The 18,196-nt window shown below is 64.6% G+C and carries 18 protein-coding genes; 13 read left to right on the top strand and 5 right to left on the bottom strand.

Annotation, left to right across the window (positions count from 1 at the left end; translation table 11 throughout):
* Positions 1 to 21: 21 nt before the first annotated feature.
* From KHO27_RS05990 to KHO27_RS05965, 6 genes are all read left to right on the top strand, one after another.
* Complete coding sequence (locus KHO27_RS05990; RefSeq protein WP_214501357.1) at positions 22 to 1,968, top strand: DNA topoisomerase III; 1,947 nt, start codon at positions 22 to 24, stop codon at positions 1,966 to 1,968.
* Positions 1,969 to 2,059: 91 nt separating this feature from the next.
* Positions 2,060 to 3,349 (top strand): NAD(P)/FAD-dependent oxidoreductase, encoded by a 1,290-nt coding sequence (locus tag KHO27_RS05985; protein WP_111533452.1) that lies wholly within the window; start codon positions 2,060 to 2,062, stop codon positions 3,347 to 3,349.
* Entirely contained in the window at positions 3,342 to 3,893 is a 552-nt protein-coding gene (locus KHO27_RS05980) for a helix-turn-helix domain-containing protein (protein ID WP_110698434.1), read from the top strand. Before KHO27_RS05985 ends, KHO27_RS05980 begins: the two co-directional genes overlap by 8 nt.
* A 10-nt stretch (positions 3,894 to 3,903) precedes the next feature.
* Positions 3,904 to 5,256, top strand: coding sequence for a glutamine synthetase family protein (locus KHO27_RS05975; RefSeq protein ID WP_110698436.1), 1,353 nt, complete (start codon positions 3,904 to 3,906; stop codon positions 5,254 to 5,256).
* A 171-nt stretch (positions 5,257 to 5,427) separates the two neighbouring features.
* Positions 5,428 to 6,201 carry a TSUP family transporter gene (locus tag KHO27_RS05970; protein ID WP_046856185.1) on the top strand — a complete coding sequence of 258 codons (774 nt, stop codon included), beginning with the start codon at positions 5,428 to 5,430 and terminating at the stop codon, positions 6,199 to 6,201.
* 868 nt (positions 6,202 to 7,069) lie between these two features.
* Entirely contained in the window at positions 7,070 to 7,924 is an 855-nt protein-coding gene (locus KHO27_RS05965) for an RHS repeat-associated core domain-containing protein (protein ID WP_214501356.1), read from the top strand.
* Positions 7,925 to 8,091: 167 nt separating this feature from the next.
* On the opposite strand, the gene nudC is transcribed toward KHO27_RS05965, so the two are convergent.
* Positions 8,092 to 8,922, bottom strand: a complete 831-nt coding sequence (nudC, locus tag KHO27_RS05960) for an NAD(+) diphosphatase (RefSeq protein WP_214501355.1) — start codon at positions 8,920 to 8,922, stop codon at positions 8,092 to 8,094.
* Between the two features lie 36 nt (positions 8,923 to 8,958).
* Positions 8,959 to 9,771, bottom strand: coding sequence for a crotonase/enoyl-CoA hydratase family protein (locus KHO27_RS05955; RefSeq protein WP_214501354.1), 813 nt, complete (start codon positions 9,769 to 9,771; stop codon positions 8,959 to 8,961).
* A 151-nt stretch (positions 9,772 to 9,922) separates the two neighbouring features.
* Between KHO27_RS05955 and nhaB the strand changes: the two genes are divergently transcribed.
* The 5 genes from nhaB (at position 9,923) to KHO27_RS05930 (ending at position 13,952) form a co-directional block, all read left to right on the top strand.
* The gene (gene nhaB / locus KHO27_RS05950; protein WP_110698442.1) at positions 9,923 to 11,425 is read left to right on the top strand and encodes a sodium/proton antiporter NhaB; all 1,503 of its coding nucleotides are present in this window, start codon (positions 9,923 to 9,925) and stop codon (positions 11,423 to 11,425) included.
* 230 nt (positions 11,426 to 11,655) lie between these two features.
* Positions 11,656 to 12,270, top strand: a complete 615-nt coding sequence (locus tag KHO27_RS05945; protein ID WP_214501353.1) for a dihydrofolate reductase family protein — start codon at positions 11,656 to 11,658, stop codon at positions 12,268 to 12,270.
* Positions 12,271 to 12,370: 100 nt separating this feature from the next.
* Positions 12,371 to 12,844, top strand: coding sequence for a GNAT family N-acetyltransferase (locus KHO27_RS05940; protein ID WP_214501352.1), 474 nt, complete (start codon positions 12,371 to 12,373; stop codon positions 12,842 to 12,844).
* A 33-nt stretch (positions 12,845 to 12,877) separates the two neighbouring features.
* The gene (locus KHO27_RS05935) at positions 12,878 to 13,579 is read left to right on the top strand and encodes a YoaK family protein (RefSeq protein ID WP_139671914.1); all 702 of its coding nucleotides are present in this window, start codon (positions 12,878 to 12,880) and stop codon (positions 13,577 to 13,579) included.
* Positions 13,580 to 13,709: 130 nt separating this feature from the next.
* Positions 13,710 to 13,952, top strand: coding sequence for a hypothetical protein (locus KHO27_RS05930; protein WP_102683296.1), 243 nt, complete (start codon positions 13,710 to 13,712; stop codon positions 13,950 to 13,952).
* On the opposite strand, the gene KHO27_RS05925 is transcribed toward KHO27_RS05930, so the two are convergent.
* Positions 13,942 to 14,826, bottom strand: coding sequence for an alpha/beta fold hydrolase (locus KHO27_RS05925; protein WP_214501351.1), 885 nt, complete (start codon positions 14,824 to 14,826; stop codon positions 13,942 to 13,944). The genes KHO27_RS05930 and KHO27_RS05925 overlap by 11 nt on opposite strands.
* The gene (locus KHO27_RS05920) at positions 14,823 to 15,893 is read right to left on the bottom strand and encodes a sugar phosphate isomerase/epimerase family protein (protein WP_110698452.1); all 1,071 of its coding nucleotides are present in this window, start codon (positions 15,891 to 15,893) and stop codon (positions 14,823 to 14,825) included. The genes KHO27_RS05925 and KHO27_RS05920 overlap by 4 nt, the downstream gene beginning before the upstream one ends.
* Positions 15,894 to 16,001: 108 nt before the next feature.
* Here KHO27_RS05920 and KHO27_RS05915 point away from each other — a divergent pair, with 108 nt between their 5' ends.
* Entirely contained in the window at positions 16,002 to 16,595 is a 594-nt protein-coding gene (locus KHO27_RS05915) for a TetR/AcrR family transcriptional regulator (RefSeq protein WP_214501350.1), read from the top strand.
* Positions 16,596 to 16,656: 61 nt separating this feature from the next.
* Positions 16,657 to 17,277, top strand: a complete 621-nt coding sequence (locus KHO27_RS05910) for a TetR/AcrR family transcriptional regulator (RefSeq protein ID WP_110698456.1) — start codon at positions 16,657 to 16,659, stop codon at positions 17,275 to 17,277.
* Positions 17,278 to 17,286: 9 nt separating this feature from the next.
* Here the strand turns inward: KHO27_RS05910 and KHO27_RS05905 are convergent, their stop codons facing one another.
* Entirely contained in the window at positions 17,287 to 18,189 is a 903-nt protein-coding gene (locus tag KHO27_RS05905) for a LysR family transcriptional regulator (RefSeq protein ID WP_110698458.1), read from the bottom strand.
* Positions 18,190 to 18,196 lie beyond the last annotated feature (7 nt).

The following is an 18,196-nucleotide window of genomic DNA, read 5'->3' as shown; positions in this document are numbered from 1 at the left end:
CACGATGAAGCGTTTTCGGCCATGCGCCTCTTTCTCTGCGAAAAGCCCTCCCAGGCAAAAGACATCGCCAAGGTCCTCGGTGCCCAGCGCCGCGGCGATGGCTGCTGGCAGGGCACCAATGTCTGCGTGACCTGGTGCATCGGCCACCTGCTGGAGACCGCCCCGCCGGACAGCTACGACGAACGCTACAAACGCTGGACCCTCGAAGACCTGCCGATCATCCCGCAAAAGTGGAAGATGACCGTCAAGCCCAAGACCGCCAGCCAGTACAAGGCGGTCAAGCGCCTGCTGGGCGAAGCCCGAGAACTGGTGATCGCCACCGATGCCGACCGCGAGGGCGAGATGATTGCCCGCGAACTGGTCGAGCACTGCCGCTACCGCGGGCCGATCCAGCGCCTGTGGCTGTCGGCGCTGGACGATGCCTCGATCCGCAAGGCGCTCGGGCGCCTGCTGCCCGGCCAGGAGACCTTCAGCCTCTACCATTCGGCCCTGGGCCGCTCGCGGGCCGACTGGCTGATCGGCATGAACATGAGCCGCCTGTTCACCCTGCTCGGCCGCCAGTCCGGCTACCAGGGCGTACTGCCAGTGGGCCGGGTGCAGACCCCGACACTGCGCCTGGTGGTGGACCGCGACCGCAGCATCGCCGACTTCGTGCCCGTGCCGTTCTGGGCCATCGACGTGCAACTGGAAAACGCGGGCGCCGTGTTCAACGCCCAGTGGCGCGCCCCCGAGGACGCCTGCGACGATCAGGGCCGCTGCCTGAAGCAGGACATGGCGCAACAAGCCGCGGCCGACATGCAGGCCGCGGGTAGCGCCCGGGTGCTGAAGATCGCCACCGAACGGGTGCGCGAGGCCGCGCCGCTGCCCTTCGACCTCGGCACCCTGCAGGAGGTGTGCTCGAAGAAGCTCGGCCTCGGCGCCCAGGAAACCCTGGATATCGCCCAAGCCCTGTACGAGACCCACAAGCTCATCACCTACCCGCGCAGCGACAGCGGTTACCTGCCCCTCAGCCAGCATGGCGAGGCCCCTGCCATCCTCGCCGCCTTGCATCGCGCCGACAGCAGCCTCGCGCCACTGCGGGACTACCTGGACCCACAGCGCCGTTCGCGGGCGTGGAACGACCAGAAGGTCAGCGCCCACCACGGCATCATCCCCACCGCCGCCGCCAGTGACCCGGCGCGCCTGCCACCCAAGTACAAGGCGGTGTATACCCTGATCCGCGCCCGCTACCTGTCGCAGTTCCTGCCCAACCACGAGTACGACCGCACCCAGGCCGAGTTCGATTGTGCCGGCCATGCGCTACGCGCGGTGGGCAAGCAGATTGTTGAGCCCGGCTGGCGCCGTGCGCTGCCCGAGGCATTGACTCCGGCCAAGGGTCGCGAGGCGCCACCGGCCCAGGTGCTGCCGGCGTTGCGCGAAGGCCAGAACTGCACCGTACGGGACCTGCAACTGAAAGACCTGTGGACCCAGCCACCCAAGCCTTTCACCGAAGGCGACCTGATCAAGGCGATGAAAAACGTCGCCAAGCTGGTGGACGACCCCAGGCTCAAGCAGAAGCTCAAGGAAACCACCGGCATCGGCACCGAGGCGACTCGCGCCAGCATCATCCAGGGCTTGCTCGACCGTGGCTACCTGGTCAAGAACGGCAAGGCCCTCGCGGCCACACCCGCCGCCTTCAGCCTGATCGACGCCGTGCCCCGGGCCATCGCCGACCCCGGCACCACGGCGATCTGGGAACAGGCGCTGGACATGGTGCAGAGCGGGGAAATGAGCCTGGAGGAGTTCGTCGCCCGGCAATCGGCGTGGATGGGCAAGCTGGTGCAACGTTGCAGCGGCATGCGCCTGACCATCAGCGGGCCGACGGCGGGCAAGGCTGCGACGCCATGGAAAAAGAAGCGTAAAAGCGCGGCCAAGGGCAAAGCCGCAGCCAGCAAACCCAGGCAGACGCGCCGCAAGGCGGCGACCTAACGCCTCGCGAGGGCATCCCCGACTGGCGCCATGAAAATCCTCTGCTATTTTTTCATGAAAATAATCAGAAAAAATTTCACGAGGCCCCGACATGTTCAAGCAATCCGCCCAGCACGTCGCCAGCTACTACGCCCGCACCTACCCCGCCACTATCCCCTTGCGCCCCACCCTACAGGGCGCCCACGACACCGACGTCCTGATCGTCGGTGCCGGCTTCAGCGGCCTGCATACGGCCTTGCGCCTGGCATTGGCCGGCCAGCGCGTGACCCTGCTGGAAGCCAGCCGGGTGGCCTGGGCCGCCTCGGGCCGCAACGGTGGCCAGGCACTGCTGGGCTGGTCGTGCGACATGCCCCCGTTGGAGCGAGCCCTGGGCCTGGAGCGCAGCCGGCGCCTGTGGGACAGCATGTGCTGGGCCGCCCGCGAGCTGCACGAACTGCCCCAGCGCCATGGCTTCGACGTCGATTATCGCCAGGGAAGCCTGTGGACCGCCGTGTTGCCGCGCCGCGTAAAACTGCTGGAGGAGGCCCGGCGTGAAGCACAGGAGAAGTTCGACTACGACTGCCTGCGCCTGATCGGCCGCGAGGAACTGCCCGAGTGGATCGACAGCCCCCGCTACCAGGCCGCGCTGTACGATCCCAATGGCGCCCACCTCAACCCGCTGAAGCTGGCCCAGGGCCTGGCCGGCGTGATCGAAGCGAACGGCGGGCGGATCTACGAGCAGAGCCAGGTGACCGATTACCAGGAACACGCCGACGGCTTCGCCGCCCGCACCGATCAGGGCGAGGTGCGCAGCCGCGTAATGGTGCTCGCCTGCAACGCCTACATCGACCGCCTCGACCGCGCGCTCTCGCGTCGCCTGCTGCCGGTGGGCTCCTACCAGGTGGCCACGGCGCCGCTGGACGCCGACTTCGCCGCCTCGCTGCTGCCGCGCAACAGCTGCGTGATCGACAACCAGTTCGTCCCCGACTATTTCCGCCTCACCCCCGACCACCGCCTGCTGTTCGGCGGTGGCTGCACGTACCTCGGTGGTATCCCCAAGGACGTCGCCGGCGCCACCCGGCCATACCTGGAGCGGGTGTTCCCACAGTTGCGAGGGGTAGCCATCGAGCATGCCTGGGGCGGCCACATTGATTGCAGCATCCAGCGCACGCCGGATATCGGTCGCCAGGGCCAACGTTACTGGCTGCAGGGTTTTTCCGGCCACGGCGTACTGCCGACCCTGGCTGGTGCACGCGCGGTCAGCGACGCAATCCTCGGTGACGACGAGCTGCTGAAACTGTACCAGGCCATCGACAATGGCCGTTTCCCAGGCGGCGACCTGCTGGCCGCGCCACTGGAAGCGGCTGCGAAGGCCTGGTACAGGATGCGCGATCATGTCTGACGATACCCACGCCCTCGCCCGTCAGGTGCGCGAACTGCGCAAGCACCGCGGCCTGACCCTTGACGAGCTGGCAACTCGGGTCAACCGCTCGCTGGGCTTCCTCTCCCAGGTCGAACGCGGGCTGTCGCGGCCCACGGTGGCTGACCTGACTGCCATCAGCGAAGCGCTGCACGTGCCTACCACCTATTTCTACCAGGCCGTGCCGCCCCGAGAGATCGACTGGGTGACCCGCCCCGACGAGCGGCGCACCCTGTACTACGCCGCCGGGATCACCGACGTGCTGGTCTCGCCGACGCTAAGTGGCCGCTTCGCCATGCTCGAAAGCCACCTGGCGCCCGGCGCCAGCAGTGGCGAGGGGCATCTGGACGACAGCTCGGAACAAGGCGGTTTCGTCCTTGAGGGCGAGCTGACCTTGTGGCTCGAAGGCCAGGACGGCGCCGTCACCCTGATCCCCAACGACAGCTTCCAGCTGCCACCCCACAGCCAGTTCCGCTACGCCAACCTGACCGCCCGAACGACCCGGGTTCTCTGGGTCTTCCGTTGAGAGCATGCCAATGACAAGTACTACAGGCTTCCCCGATCTGCTCAGCGAAGTACGTGCCTTGCGCACCCGACACCCCGACGTGCGCTACGTCGACCTGATCAGCCTGGACATCCCCGGGCATTTCTACGGCAAGCGCTATCCCATCGACATGCTGGAAAAAGTCGCCGCCGGCAGCCCGCTCAAGCTGCCGCAGAACTGCGTCCTGCTCGGCGTGCAGGGCGGGCTGTTCCCGATCGGCGACTACTGCTTCAACGACGGCGACCCGGACGCTCCGCGCCGCCTGGTCCCCGGTACGCTCAAGCCGGTGACCTGGGAGCGAGAGCCGCTGGGGCAGATGCTGATCACCTCGGACGGCACTGCGGCGCCCATCGAGTTCGAACCCCGCGAGGTGCTGGCCCGCGTCCTGCAACGCCTCGAATGCCGCGGCATCCGCCCGGTGGTGGCGTTCGAACTGGAGTTCTACCTGTTCGACCAAGCGTTGAAAGAGGGCTTGCCGCAGTTCCCCCGCGACCCGGTCAGTGGCGATGCCGACGACCAGCCGAACATGCATATCGAGCGCCTGTCGCGCTTTGCCGATGTGCTGCGCGAAATGGTCGAGACTGCCAACATCCAGGGGGTGGACGCCAACGTCATTACCGCCGAACTGGGTCCCGGCCAGTTCGAGATCAACTTCGGCCATTGCGACGATGGCCTGCGCGCCGCCGACTGGGCGGCACTGTTCTGCCGCAGCACCCGGGGCGTGGCGCGCAAGCACGGGCTGCGCGCCTCGTTCATGAGCAAACCCTACCTGCACGCGCCGGGTAGCGGCATGCATGTGCATGTCAGCTTGTACGACCCGGCGGGCAACAACCTGTTGTCCGCCGATAACCAGCGGCCGCTGCGCCACGCCGTGGCCGGTTGCCTGGCGCTGCTGCCGCATTGCATGCCGATTTTCGCCGCCAACCACAATGCGTTTCGCCGCTACGGGGCCATGGTCAACGCCGCCAGCCGTGCCAGCTGGGGCTTCGAGGATCGCGACGCCTGTATCCGCATCCCCGAGTCGGATGCGCGCAACCTGCGGATCGAGCACCGGCTGGCCGGGGCGGATGCCAATCCGTACCTGGTACTGGCGGCGATCCTGTGCGGCATGGAGCACGGGCTGGATGCCGCGCAGGAGCCCATCGCGCCGCTGAACGAGGACCGTGGCAGCGGGATCGATTTTCCCAAGGACATGCTCGGCGCGGTGGCGGCGATGCGTGGGCATCCGGCGGTCAACGAGGGGTTGGGCGCGGAGTTCGTGATGGTCTATTGCGAGAACAAGCGCCAGGACCATCTGGCGTTTTTCCAGGAGGTCAGTGCGCGGGAGTATCGCTGGTTCCTGTAAGCCTCACCGGACTCATCATTGCCAAGCCCCACAGATGGACCGCGATCCCTGTGGGAGCCGGCTTGCCGGCGATGAGGCCAAAACTGGTAACACCGACCACAGGGCATTACCATGCACCACCTCTAGCGCGGCCTTTTGCCGCACCCTCCCGTCCAGCCTGCCCGTGCCCTCATGCCTTTCGAACTCACCGTAGAACCGCTCACGCTGCTGATTCTCGCCCTGGTCGCCTTCGTCGCAGGCTTCATCGATGCCATCGCCGGCGGCGGCGGCCTGCTAACCACCCCGGCGCTGCTCACCGCCGGCATGCCACCGCACCTGGTGCTGGGCACCAACAAGCTCAGCTCGACCTTCGGCGCCGCCACGGCCAGCATCACCTACTACCGGCGCAAGCTGTTCCATCCGGCGCAATGGCGCCTGGCGATTGTCGGCACCCTGGTGGGCGCACTGATCGGTGCGGTTGTGGCTCACTACATGCCGGCCGAGTGGCTGAACAAGATGCTGCCGGTGATCGTGTTCGCTTGTGGCGTCTACCTGCTGTTCGGCGGTACACCGAAGGCGCCGGTGGACGCCGATGCTCCGATCAAAAGGAAGTGGCAGTTTCCGCAGGGCTTCACCCTGGGCTTCTACGACGGCGTTGCCGGGCCGGGTACCGGTGCCTTCTGGACAGTGAGCACGTTGCTGCTCTATCCCATCGACCTGGTTCGAGCCAGTGGCGTGGCGCGCAGCATGAACTTTGTCAGCAACATTGCGGCGCTGACGGTGTTTGTCATTTCCGGGCAGGTGGATTACATCGTTGGGCTGTGCATGGGGGTGTCGGTGATGGTCGGGGCGTTTTTTGGGGCGCGGACGGCGATCAGTGGGGGCAGCAAGTTCATTCGGCCGGTGTTTATTACTGTGGTGCTGGCGTTGACTGTGCGGTTGGCTTGGCAGCATTGGTTTGGGTAGGGATTTGGCTCTGGCTCTGGCTCTGGCTCTGGCTCGATTGTTTTGATTCTGCATACATATTCTTGAAATATGTCGGCATCTAGTCACCTTTTCGCCTTTACGGCGACCTACTTTTGCTCTTGGGCAAAAGTAGGCAAAAACCGCTGGCTCCATTCATACGGCCCCTGCGCTGCGCTCCGGGGTTCCCTCGCTCCGTTCCTGCTCCCGTGGGTACCGCGCTGTACGCCCCATCCTGGGGCGCAGCGCTCGACGGCCATCCATGGCCGTCGCCCCACTACGCAAGAACTCCACTCGGCCTCCTGAAGTCGCAATTGGCGGCGCCTGGACTATTGCGCGCTTAGAAGCAAGAGCAAGAGCAAGAGCAAGAGCAAGAGCAAGAGCAAGAGCAAGAGCAAGAGCAAGAGCAAGAGCAAGAGCAAGAGCAAGAGCAAGAGCAAGAGCAAGAAGTGCGAAGTTAGTTGTTTTAACATTATTTGTGTATTGGCTGTTCCGACCCTTTCTCGGGGCAAGCCCGCTCCTACAGGGTTGTATATAAAGGCGACTATTGCGTGGGAGCGGGCTTGCCCCGCGATGCGATCTAGAGATTAATTAAGTTTAAACTAGCGACAGCTGCGTCAGTGCAGGCGCCGCCCGTAACTTCGCGACTTCAGGAGGCCGAACGCAGGCCTTGCGGAGGGAGGTGACGGGCATGGATGCCCGTCAAGCGCTGGGGCCCAGGATGGGCCCTGCAGCGCGGCCCTCCCGGGAGCAAGGCCGGAGTGAGGGAACCCGAAGCCGACCATGAACCGTACCTAGTAAATTTGCCAGTAGGCTGTTCCCGCAGAATGAGTGAGTCTACTGCTGTTCTTTCAGTGTTCTGGAGGTGGCCATGCGTAGCAGCGAGCAAAAGACCAAGATCGGTGCATGGATGCTGATAGCCGACACCCTGGGCTCGACTGTAGGAGCTCGACATTCCACAACACTCGTTGCCCTTGTCTACATGCCCTTCGGCTTCAGTACCAAGGCCATGCGTGTTCAGATCATGCGGGGTTTCACTGGCCAACACCGCGAGGCAGACACCGGCTATTACCTGTTGGGTAATGGTTACAGGGTCTATGATCCCGTGCTGATGCGGTTTTACTCACCGGACAATCTGACCCCCTTTGCACAAGGGGGAATCAACAGCTACGGCTATTGCGCAGGTGACCCAGTCAACAGCAGTGACCCATCCGGTCATGCCCCTGGCTTGAGGGCATTCTTTGGTATAGAGCCGCAACTCAAGTTGAGTGCCATCAAAGCCACCGACAACGCGCCGGAAACTAGCCAATACGCCGGCTGGCACTTGAATAAGGAGGCGACTGGCTGGGACGCGAAGATGGCAATCAAACTACCGAAGCGCCTGATCGACGCAAAAAACTATCAACGGGAACTTCAGATGTCTCACGTAAACCAGTCAAATATTCCCGGATGGTACGCCAAATACAAACTACGGAAGACCGAAAGAAAAATCAACACGACCAACGAGAGGCTACAACATCTAAAAAATTCTTTACCCGAACAAGCGACTGCGATTTCAAGTATGATTTTTTCAATGTCGACCAGACCACCCACTTATGGACGAGCATTGGAAGATTCGCCCGCCTATGGAGTTGCTGCCCCCGAGGCAAACAATATGCTGCGCTTCCAGAAGCTTATATTAACCGACGCCCCTCCCGCTTACGAGACCAGACGAAGCTCTGTCTAGTGTCCTGTCTCGGAAATAAGCTGTTCTCTTTTGGCGGCGCCTTGGCCGAACACCCAAGCCACTCGCCAAAAGAGAACGTATTTCCGAGGCCGGACACTAGTGCATATCTATTGATATGGGATGCAGACTTTAAACTGATAGATCAAGCCCCGTAGAATGAGCAGCACTCACCTCTGCAGCACAGGCTCAGGCAAGCCCAACCGCCGAGCAACATACAAATCAATCAGATACCGAGCAATCGACCGCCCCGCCGGCAAAGGCGGCAACGCATGCACATCGAACCACCGCGCATCCTCGATCTCATCCACCTGCATGACAATCTCCCCTCCCGCGTACTCGGCATGAAACCCGAGCATCATCGAATGCGGAAACGGCCAGCACTGACTGCCGACGTACTGGATGTTCTTCACCTCGACCGCCACCTCCTCACGCACCTCGCGCACCAGGCAGTCCTCGGCCGACTCCCCCGGCTCGGCGAAGCCCGCCAGGGTACTGTAGACCCCACTGACGAAACGCGGCGAACGGGCCAGCAGCACCTCATCCCCCCGAGTGATCAGCACGATCATGCTCGGTGAAATCCGCGGATAGCTGCGCAGGTCGCACGGCTGGCAATACATCGCCCGCTCCCAGCGGATCTGCGCCATCGGCTGGCCACAGCTGCCGCAAAAACGGTGCTCGCGGGCCCAGGTGCCGATCTGCGCGGCATAACCAAGTACCTTGTACGTATCGAAATCGCCTTCGAACATGAAGCGGCGCAGCCCCTGCCAGCCACACCCCGGCACTTCGCTGGCGCTGCGTAGCTCCAGCAGGAACACCGGCTCGCCGTCCAGATGACCGATGCCATGCTCGCACAACACGTCCAGGTCCTGGCGCTTGAGCCAGTCGCGAGGGAACAACGCGCCGTTGGCATCCATCAGGAACCCGTCCGGGCTGCGGGCGACGGCCAGTCCGCCGGAAATCTGCGGGTCGAGTACTGCGGTTGTCCAGCGTGCTGACATGGTTTCGGGTCCCTAGATGGCGCCCGCCACTGTCAGTCAGTCGGCGAACGTCGGTTGCTGTTTGCTCATGTGGGCGGCCATGGCCACGCGCAGGTCTTCGGACTGCAGCATGGCGGCGTTCCAGGTGGCGATGTACTCCAGGCCATCGTCGATGCGATGGTCGCGCATGTAGCTGATCATCTCCTTGGTGCCGGCCACGGCGATCGGTGATTTTGCGGCGATCTCGCGGGCGATGGCAAAGACCCCGTCGAGCAGCGCCGCCTGGTCATCATAGACGCGGTTGACCAGGCCGATGCGCAACGCTTCCTGGGCGTCGACCATACGGCCGGTGTAGGCCAGCTCACGCATGATGCCGTCACCGATGATCCGCGGCAAACGTTGCAGGGTGCCGACATCGGCGGCCATGCCCATGTCGATCTCCTTGATCGAGAACTGCGCATCACCGGCGCAGTAGCGCATGTCGCAGGCCGAGACCAGGTCGATGGCGCCACCGATGCAGTAGCCCTGGATCGCCGCCAGCACCGGCTTGCGGCAGTTGTCCACGGCGTTGAACGAGCCCTGCAGGCGCAGGATGGTGCGACGCATCATCCGAGCATTGCGGCCGACGTCCTTGCCCAGTTGCTGGGCCAGCCCGGCCAGCATCATCAGGTCGATACCGGAGGAGAAATGCTTGCCGGCGCCGCTGAGTACCACCACCCGCACCGCGTCGGTGTCGTCGATCCACTGGAAGATCTGGACCAGCTCCTCCCAGAAGGCGGCGTTCATCGCGTTGATCTTTTCCGGGCGGTTGATCTGCACGTGGGCGATGTGGTCGGTCAGTTCGACCTTGAACGCGGTGTATTCGGTCACGGACGGCACTCCTGTGGGGAAAGGATTCACAACGGCGGATCTTAGCGCACCCGCAAGGCGGTGCATGTGCCAAAAGCCGGACTGGACAACTTGCACCCTGACGCACGATGCGGCACCGTGCGCCACTGCTGAATCAAAAGGATACAAATTCATGTCCCGTTCCCTGACCGGCGCCCTCGCCCACAGCTTCCTGGGCCAGTCGCCGCGTTGGTACAAGGCCGTCATCTGCCTGTTCCTGCTGCTCAATCCCTTGCTGCTGGCAACTCTCGGTCCGGTGGTCACCGGCTGGGTGCTGGTGATCCAGTTCATCTTCACCTTAGGGATGGCACTCAAATGCTACCCGTTGATGCCCGGTGGCCTGCTGCTGGTCGAGGCGCTGCTGCTGCGCTTGACCACGCCCGAAGCCCTGTACGAGGAGTTGCAGCACAACTTCCCGGTGATCCTGCTGCTGATGTTCATGGTCGCCGGCATCCATTTCATGAAGGAACTGCTGCTGTACCTGTTTTCGCGGATCCTGCTCGGCGTGCGCTCCAAGGCCATGCTGAGCCTGCTGTTCTGCGTGTTGTCGGCGTTCCTCTCGGCGTTCCTCGATGCCCTGACCGTGACCGCGGTGATCATCAGCGCCGCGGTGGGCTTCTATGCCGTCTACCACCGGGTCGCCTCGGGCGCCAATCCTCGGGAGGAATCGGCGCTGGACAGCGACCATCAGGTCGAGCAGTTGCACCGCGAAGACCTCGAGCAGTTCCGCGCCTTCCTGCGCAGCCTGCTGATGCATGGCGCGGTGGGCACGGCGCTGGGTGGCGTGTGCACCTTGGTGGGCGAACCGCAGAACCTGCTGATCGGCCATGAAATGGGCTGGCATTTCGCCGACTTCTTCCTCAAGGTCGCGCCGGTGTCGATGCCGGTGCTGGCGGCGGGCCTGGTGACCTGCGTGCTGCTGGAGAAGCTGCGGCTGTTCGGCTACGGCACGCTGATGCCCGAGCGCGTGCGCCAGGTGCTGGCCAGCTACGCCGCCGAGGACGATGCCGCCCGCACCCAGGCGCAACGGGTGGCGCTGGTGGTCCAGGGCCTGGCCGCGCTGATCCTGATCGTCTGCCTTGGCCTGCACATCGCCGAGGTGGGCCTGATCGGCCTGCTGGTCATCGTGTTGATCACCGCCTTCACCGGCATCACCGACGAGCATCGCCTGGGCCGTGCGTTCCAGGACGCCATGCCGTTCACCTCGCTGCTGGTGGTGTTCTTCGCCGTGGTCGCGGTGATCCACCAGCAGCAACTGTTCAGCCCGCTGATCGCCTGGGTGCTGGCGCTGCCCAGCGAGCAGCAGCCGGGCATGCTGTACCTGGCCAACGGCCTGCTCTCGGCAATCAGCGACAACGTGTTCGTCGCCACCATCTACATCACCGAGGTCAAGCAGGCGTTCGTCAATGGCGCGATGAGCCGCGAGCATTTCGAGACCCTGGCGGTGGCGATCAACACCGGCACCAACCTGCCCAGCGTGGCCACGCCCAATGGCCAGGCGGCGTTCCTGTTCCTGCTGACCTCGGCGATCGCACCGCTGATTCGCCTGTCGTATGGGCGCATGGTGTGGATGGCGCTGCCCTATACCGTGGTCATGGGCGGCCTGGGCTGGTGGGCGGTGACCTACTGGCTGTAATCGGACCATCTATAGGAGCGGCTTTAGCCGCGATCACCCGCAAAGCGGGTGCCAGATACAGCGGTGCCTGCATCGCGGCTGAAGCCGCTCCTACAGATGACCGCGTATCCCGCACCTGCTTTCTCTCCTCCTGTGCCCCCATCCGTCGAACCTGACTATCGTTCAGCACTGCTGTCGATTCTCGCCAACCCCGTTCGACTATCCAGCACACACCCGAGGAGGTTCACCCCATGCGCAAGCTCATCGTCGCCGCCTTCGTCACCCTCGACGGCGTCATGCAGGCCCCTGGCGGGCCGGAAGAAGACACCAGCGGCGGCTTCACCTTTGGTGGCTGGATCCCGCCCCTGGCCGACGAGGCCTTCGGCCAGGCCATGCAGACCTTGTTCAGCCAGCCGTTCGAACTGCTGCTGGGGCGACGCACCTACGATATCTTCGCCGGGTTCTGGCCAAAGGTCGGGCCCGAGGCGCCGGACCGGCCCTTGGCCGACCTGTTCAATGGCGTGGCCAAGCATGTCGCCACGCACCATCCCGAATCCATCGACTGGCAAAACAGTCACCCGTTGGGCGCTGACGTGCCGGGCGCTGTCGGCGCCCTCAAACAAAAGGATGGCCCGACGCTGCTGACCCAAGGCAGCGGCGAGCTGGTACGCCAACTGCTGGCGGCCGGCCTGGTGGATGAGCTGCGGTTGCTGATCCACCCCTTGCTGCTTGGGCGTGGCAAGCGCCTGTTCGGTGACGATGCCCAGGCCGCGGCCTTCACACTGGTGGAGTCGAGCAACACGCCCAAGGGCGTATTGCTGGCCCACTACGCACGCAGCGGCGAGGTGCAAACGGGATCGTTCTGACCCACAGTCAGTCGAGCAGGCAGTTGATGGTGCTGGCGAGGCCTGCGTCCGTTTTCCCCGGCGCCCTTGTTATCATCCAGGCTCAACCGGGAGGGAACCCATGCTCGACATACGCCGCGCCAGCCGTCACGACGCACTGCAAACCTACGCTATTCGCCGCCAGGCAATCTTGTGGCAGTGCACAGAAGCCTACGATGCCGCCCTTGCCCAAGCTTGGGCCGACGTACCGTTCACAGAAGGCTACGCGGCCCTGGTCGCCGAGCATTACCACCTCGTCTGCATCGACGACACGATCGTCGCCACCGGCATGCTCGACCTGCACAGCGGTGAACTGGGTGCCCTGTTCGTGCTGCCGGCATTCATGGGCCGTGGCATCGCCCGGGCGATGGTCGAACACCTCGAAGGCATCGCCAGGGCCGAAGGTCTGGAGGTGGTCAACCTGGACTCGACCCTGAACGCAGCGGCGTTCTATCGCCGCTGCGGCTACACCGGCGATGCGCTGTCGGTCTACCAATCCCCATTCGGCCTCGAACTGTCCTGCATCCCCATGCGCAAGGTGCTGGCCGGGGTATAAGATCAAAGCCCCTGCGCCCCGGAGACTCGCCCCATGCTACCCACCGCCACCTCCCAGCACAGTGCCCGTCGGGTCCGCTTGCAGGCCCTGCGCGGCCGGGTCGGCCTGGGGCTGGTGGCCGGATTGTCGGTGCTGGCCGGCATGACCGACGCCATCGGCCTGCTGGCGTTGGGCGACTTCGTATCATTCATGAGCGGCAACACCACGCGCCTGGCGGTGGCCATCAGCCAGGCGGACCTGGCGCTGATGCTGCGCCTGGCCCTGGCGATCCTCAGTTTCGTGCTGGGCAACACCCTGGGTGTATTGCTGGCCCGCCGCTTGCGCCGCCGCGCCGCGCCCTTGCTGCTGATCACCGCCAGCCTGCTGGCGTTTGCCGCAGCGTGGCCTGCGCCCACCACATTGCCCGCGTTGATCGCGGCCACCCTGGCCATGGGCATGCTCAATGCCGTGGTCGAACAGGTGAACGGCCTGCCGATCGGCCTGACCTACGTCACCGGCGCGCTGTCGCGTTTCGGCCGTGGCCTGGGGCGTTGGTTGCTGGGTGAGCGGCGCCATGGCTGGCGGGTACAGCTGGTGCCCTGGAGCGGCATGCTGCTGGGTGCCGCGCTCGGGGCCTGGCTGCAGCAACGGCTGGGCTTGCAGGCGCTGGCGGCCAGTTGCGCCCTGGCCTGCTTGCTGGCGCTGGTGACGGTGTTCATCCCGCGTGCCTGGCAACTGGGCTACATGCCGCGTTGAGGGCCACGAGCATTCCTTGAACGGCAGGCGCGCAGGCGTCGATAGTCACTATCGAGCACAGCGATTTCCATCGTGCCACTGTGGCCAATAACCTGGGTTCATCGATCCGACAGCCCACGGTATCATCCCGATGAACACCACCGCCCGCCTCCTCCTCGCCACCCTGGCCATCGCCGTGCTGGGCGGTTGCGCCAGCCATCCTGAGCTACGTCCCTACAGCGCCGAGGAAGCCCGTCAGCTGCAACTCGAGGCATTGCAACGCCAGGGTCTGAGCCAGGAAGAGTACGAGCGCCGCAAACTGGCCGTGTTGCGCGCCGATCACCAGCAAGCCGTGACCGACGCCGCCAGGGCCACGACTGCGATCAGCGGTTGACCTCGACCTCTTCCAGGAACGCCAGCAGGTGCTCGTTGAACGACACCGGCGCTTCCTCCATGACGAAGTGCCCGCAACCCGGCAGGATCACCCCGCGCACCGAGTCGGCATGCCCCTGCAGCGTACGCAGCGGCGCATCGCCCGTGGCGTGCTCGGCACCGATCGCCAGTACCGGCATGGGCAGCGGATGCCTGGCCCGCTCGCGGTTCTGCCTGATGGTCTCGGGAATCGCCCGGTAATAGGCGAAGCCCGCCCGCATCCCGCCCGGCGAGGCGTAGGCACGGATATAGACATCCGCCGCCACCGCATGCCGATGGATCGCCCATCGGTCGAACATGAAGTTGAGGTAGCCCTCCTCACGTCCGGCGATCAGGAACTCCGGCAGATCGCGTACCTGGTTGAACAGGAAGTGCCAAAGGAAGATGTTGTCCTGCGGCGCCACGAAGATCGACGGCGCCTCGGCAAGCCCCGGGATCACCGCCTCGGCCACCGTCAGCGAGCGCACCGCCTGTGGCCAATCACTGGCCAGGGCATAGGCCACCCACATCCCCACATCGTGACCGACCAGGTGATAGCGCTCATGCCCCAGCTGGGTCATCGCGGCATGCAGCACAGCGGCGACGTTGCCGGTGTCGTAGCCCTGCTCGGGGCGGTCCGAATCCCCCAGGCCCGGCGGATCGATGGCAATGGCACGGAACCCGCGCGCGGCGAGGATCGGCAGCACATGGCGCCAGGCGTACCAAGTCTGTGGCCAGCCCGGCACCAGTAGCACCGGCTCGCCGGCACCGGCCACGACACAGTGGATGCGCTGTCCCTGCACTTGCACATAGGCATGCTCGAAAGCGTCAGCCAAAGACTCGACGATCAGGCTCATACCCGTGCTCCTGTGTCGATGCCCAGCATGCGCTGGATCTGATGGGCGTCGATCGGTGCGCCGGCGAAATCGTCGAACACCTGGTCCGTGACCCGGATGATATGGCGGTTGATGAACTCGACGCCTTCACGGGCACCGTCCTCCTGATGCTTCAGGCAGCATTCCCACTCCAGGGTTGCCCACCCCGCGAAGTCGTACTGCGCCAGCCGCGAGAAGATGGCCTTGAAGTCCACTTGCCCGTCACCCAGCGATCGGAAGCGCCCGGCACGTTCGGTCCAATCGCTGTAGCCGCCATACACGCCCTGCCGACCGCTCGGGTTGAACTCGGCGTCCTTGACGTGAAACATGCGGATCAGTGGGTGATAGAGGTCCAGATAGGCCAGGTAGTCGAGTTGCTGCAACACGAAATGGCTGGGGTCGAAGAGAATGCGGCAACGCACGTGCTCACCCACCAGGGCATGGAAACGTTCGAAGCTGGTGCCGTCATGCAGGTCCTCGGCCGGGTGGATCTCGAAGCACAGGTTGACGCCCTGTTCGTCACAGCAGTCGAGTATCGGCCGCCAGCGCCGCGCCAGCTCTTCGAAGGCAGCCTCGACCAGGCCCTGGGGACGCTGCGGGAACGGGAACAGGTAGGGCCAGGCCAGCGAGCCGGAAAAGGTCCCCATGTCCTCCAGGCCCAGGTTGCGGCTGGCCCGAGCCGCCAGTGTCATCTGCTCGGTCGCCCAGGCGGTGCGTTCTGCCGGCCGCCCGGCCAGCGCGGCCGGGGCGAAGGCGTCGCACATCGAGTCGTAGGCCGGATGGACCGCGACCAATTGGCCGATCATGTGGGTGGTCAGCTCGCTGACCTGCAAGCCGTGCTCGGCCAGCCGCCCCTTGACCTCATCGCAGTAGCCGGTGCTCTGCGCGGCCAGTTCCAGGTCGAACAACCGGGCGTCCCAGGCCGGGACCTGCAACCCCTTGAAGCCCAACTCTCCCGCCCACTCGGCGATCCTGTCGAGGCTGTCGAACGGTGGCTTGTCGGCGCTGAACTGCGCGAGGTGCAGACTGGGGCCTTTGAGTGTTCGCATGATGTCATCCTATTGTTTGTTGATCGACAAACAATAGGATCGAATGGCGCTGCCCGTCAATCGCAAATTGGCTAGAATGCACGTTTCACGTAATCAGGCAGGCGAGCGATGGCAGGGCGACCTCGGGAATTCGACAAGCAACAGGCGCTGCGCAAGGCGATGCGGCTGTTCTGGGAGCATGGCTACGAGGGCACCTCGATGTCGGCCCTGGTGTCTGCGCTGGGCATCGCCTCCGCGCGCATCTACGCGGCCTTCGGCAGCAAGCAGCAACTGTTCGAGGAAGCCGTGGCCCTGTACGAGTCGACCGAAGGCGGCTTCGCCGACCGCGCCCTGGCCCTGCCGGATATTTACCAGGCCCTGGCACGGATGCTCGAGGACGCCATCAGCACCTACACCCGCGCCAACGAGCCCAGGGGCTGCCTGGTGGTCAGCGCCGCCAGCGGCGTGGCACCGGACAACCTGGCCGTCCAGCAGTGGTTGTCCGGGCACCGCCGGCAGCGTACCGAGTCGATCATCGAGCGCCTGCGCCAAGCCCGTGACCAGGGGCAGTTGCCGGCCGACACGCAGGCCGAGGCCCTCGGCCACTTCTATGCCACCTTCCTCCACGGTATCTCCGTGCAGGCCCGCGACGGCGTGCCCGGAGAGGACCTGCGCAGCGCCAGCCGCCTAGCACTGACGCTGTTGCCGAGCCGGCAACCTTGACCTTATCGCCGCCCCGGCAAAGCTGTTAGCCTTGCCCTGTTCAGGTCACCACGGACAGCCCATGGCCAACCACAAGATCGAGATCCGCCGGCGCAACGTCGAAAAGATCCTGCAAGCCGCCGAGCAGGTGTTCGCCGACAAGGGCTACGCCGCCACCTCCATGGGCGATATCGCCGAACGGGCGCAACTGCCGCGCTCCAACCTGCACTACTACTTCAGCACCAAGGACGACCTGTACCGCGCCGTGTTGCAGGACCTGCTGGACGTCTGGAAACAGGATGCCCTGTGCTTCGAGCACTTCGACGACCCGCGGGTGGTGCTGACCAGCTACATCCGCGCCAAGATGGGCCATTCGCGCTCGCGGCCGCTGGGCTCGAAGATCTGGGCCGAGGAGATCCTCCACGGCGCCCCGCTGCTGGGCCCCAGCCTGGACGAAATCCTGGTGCCGTGGGCGCAGCTCAAGCAGGCGAAGATCCGCAGTTGGGTCGACGACGGGCGCATCCTGCCGGTGGAACCATCGGCGCTGCTGTACATGATCTGGGCGGCGACCCAGCACTACGCCGACTTCGGTTTCCAGGTCACCCTGCTCAATGACGGTGAGCCGCTGTCGGACATGGCGTTCGAGCAAGCGGTGCAGACCGTGACCGGCGTCATCCTGCGCGGCATCGGCCTGGAGCCGTGAGCAGCGCCCTTAGCGCCCCAGGTGCTCGCACAGAAAATCGATGAACACCCGGGCCTTGTGCGGCACATGGCTGCTGTTCGGGTACACCACGCTGATCGGCTGCCTCGGCAGGCTGTAGTCCGGCAATACCCGCCGCAGGGTGCCGTCGGCCAGGTCCTGTTCGACCAGCCAGGCCGGCAGCACCGCTACGCCCAGGGCGGCGCAGGCCATTGCCCGAATGGCGTGGGACGCATTGGACTGGTAGGCCGCCCGGCCGACAACGCTTGCACTCCCCGCCTGCGCGCTGTGCAAGGTCCAGGCGGTCGGGCTCTGCAGGTTGCTGTTGGCAATCCAGGGTGTATCCGCCAGTTCCTCGGGCCGTTCAATGGCATGGCGAGCAAGAAAGGCCGGAGCAGCCACCAGCACAATGTCGTACTCGGCCAGCTGGCGACTGCGCAGGTTCGAGTCCGGCAACGCGCCAAGGCGCACCACCAGGTCGAGCCGCTCGGCAATCAGGTCGTTCAGCGACGAGTCGGTATCGTAGCTGAGCGACAACGCCGGGTAGCGCTCGGCGAACAGCGGGATCAGCGGCAGGATGAAGCGCTCGCCGTACTCCCCGGTGGTGCTGATGCGCAGCTTGCCCGATAGGCCGTTGTGCCGGCGCAGTACATTGGCGAAGGCGCCTTCGACATCGCTGACGATCACCTTGAAATCTTCATAGAAACTTTGGCCGGTTTCGGTTGGGGCGATAGCACGGGTGCTGCGCGCCAGCAGCGTCACCCCCAGGGCCTGCTCCAGCGCCTTGACGTGCTGGCTGGCCATGGCTTTGCTGATGCCGAGAAAGTCCGCCGCCTTGGTGAAAGAGCCGAAATCGACCACCGCCAGAAACGTCTGCACCCGGTTGAGCTGGGTGTGGAGGGCCGTGCGCGGCATTGTTCAC

This window comes from Pseudomonas sp. RC3H12, assembly GCF_018596375.1.
GTDB lineage: Bacteria > Pseudomonadota > Gammaproteobacteria > Pseudomonadales > Pseudomonadaceae > Aquipseudomonas.
Note: the sequence above shows the minus strand (reverse complement) of the source record. Positions and strands in the feature narration are given on the sequence as shown.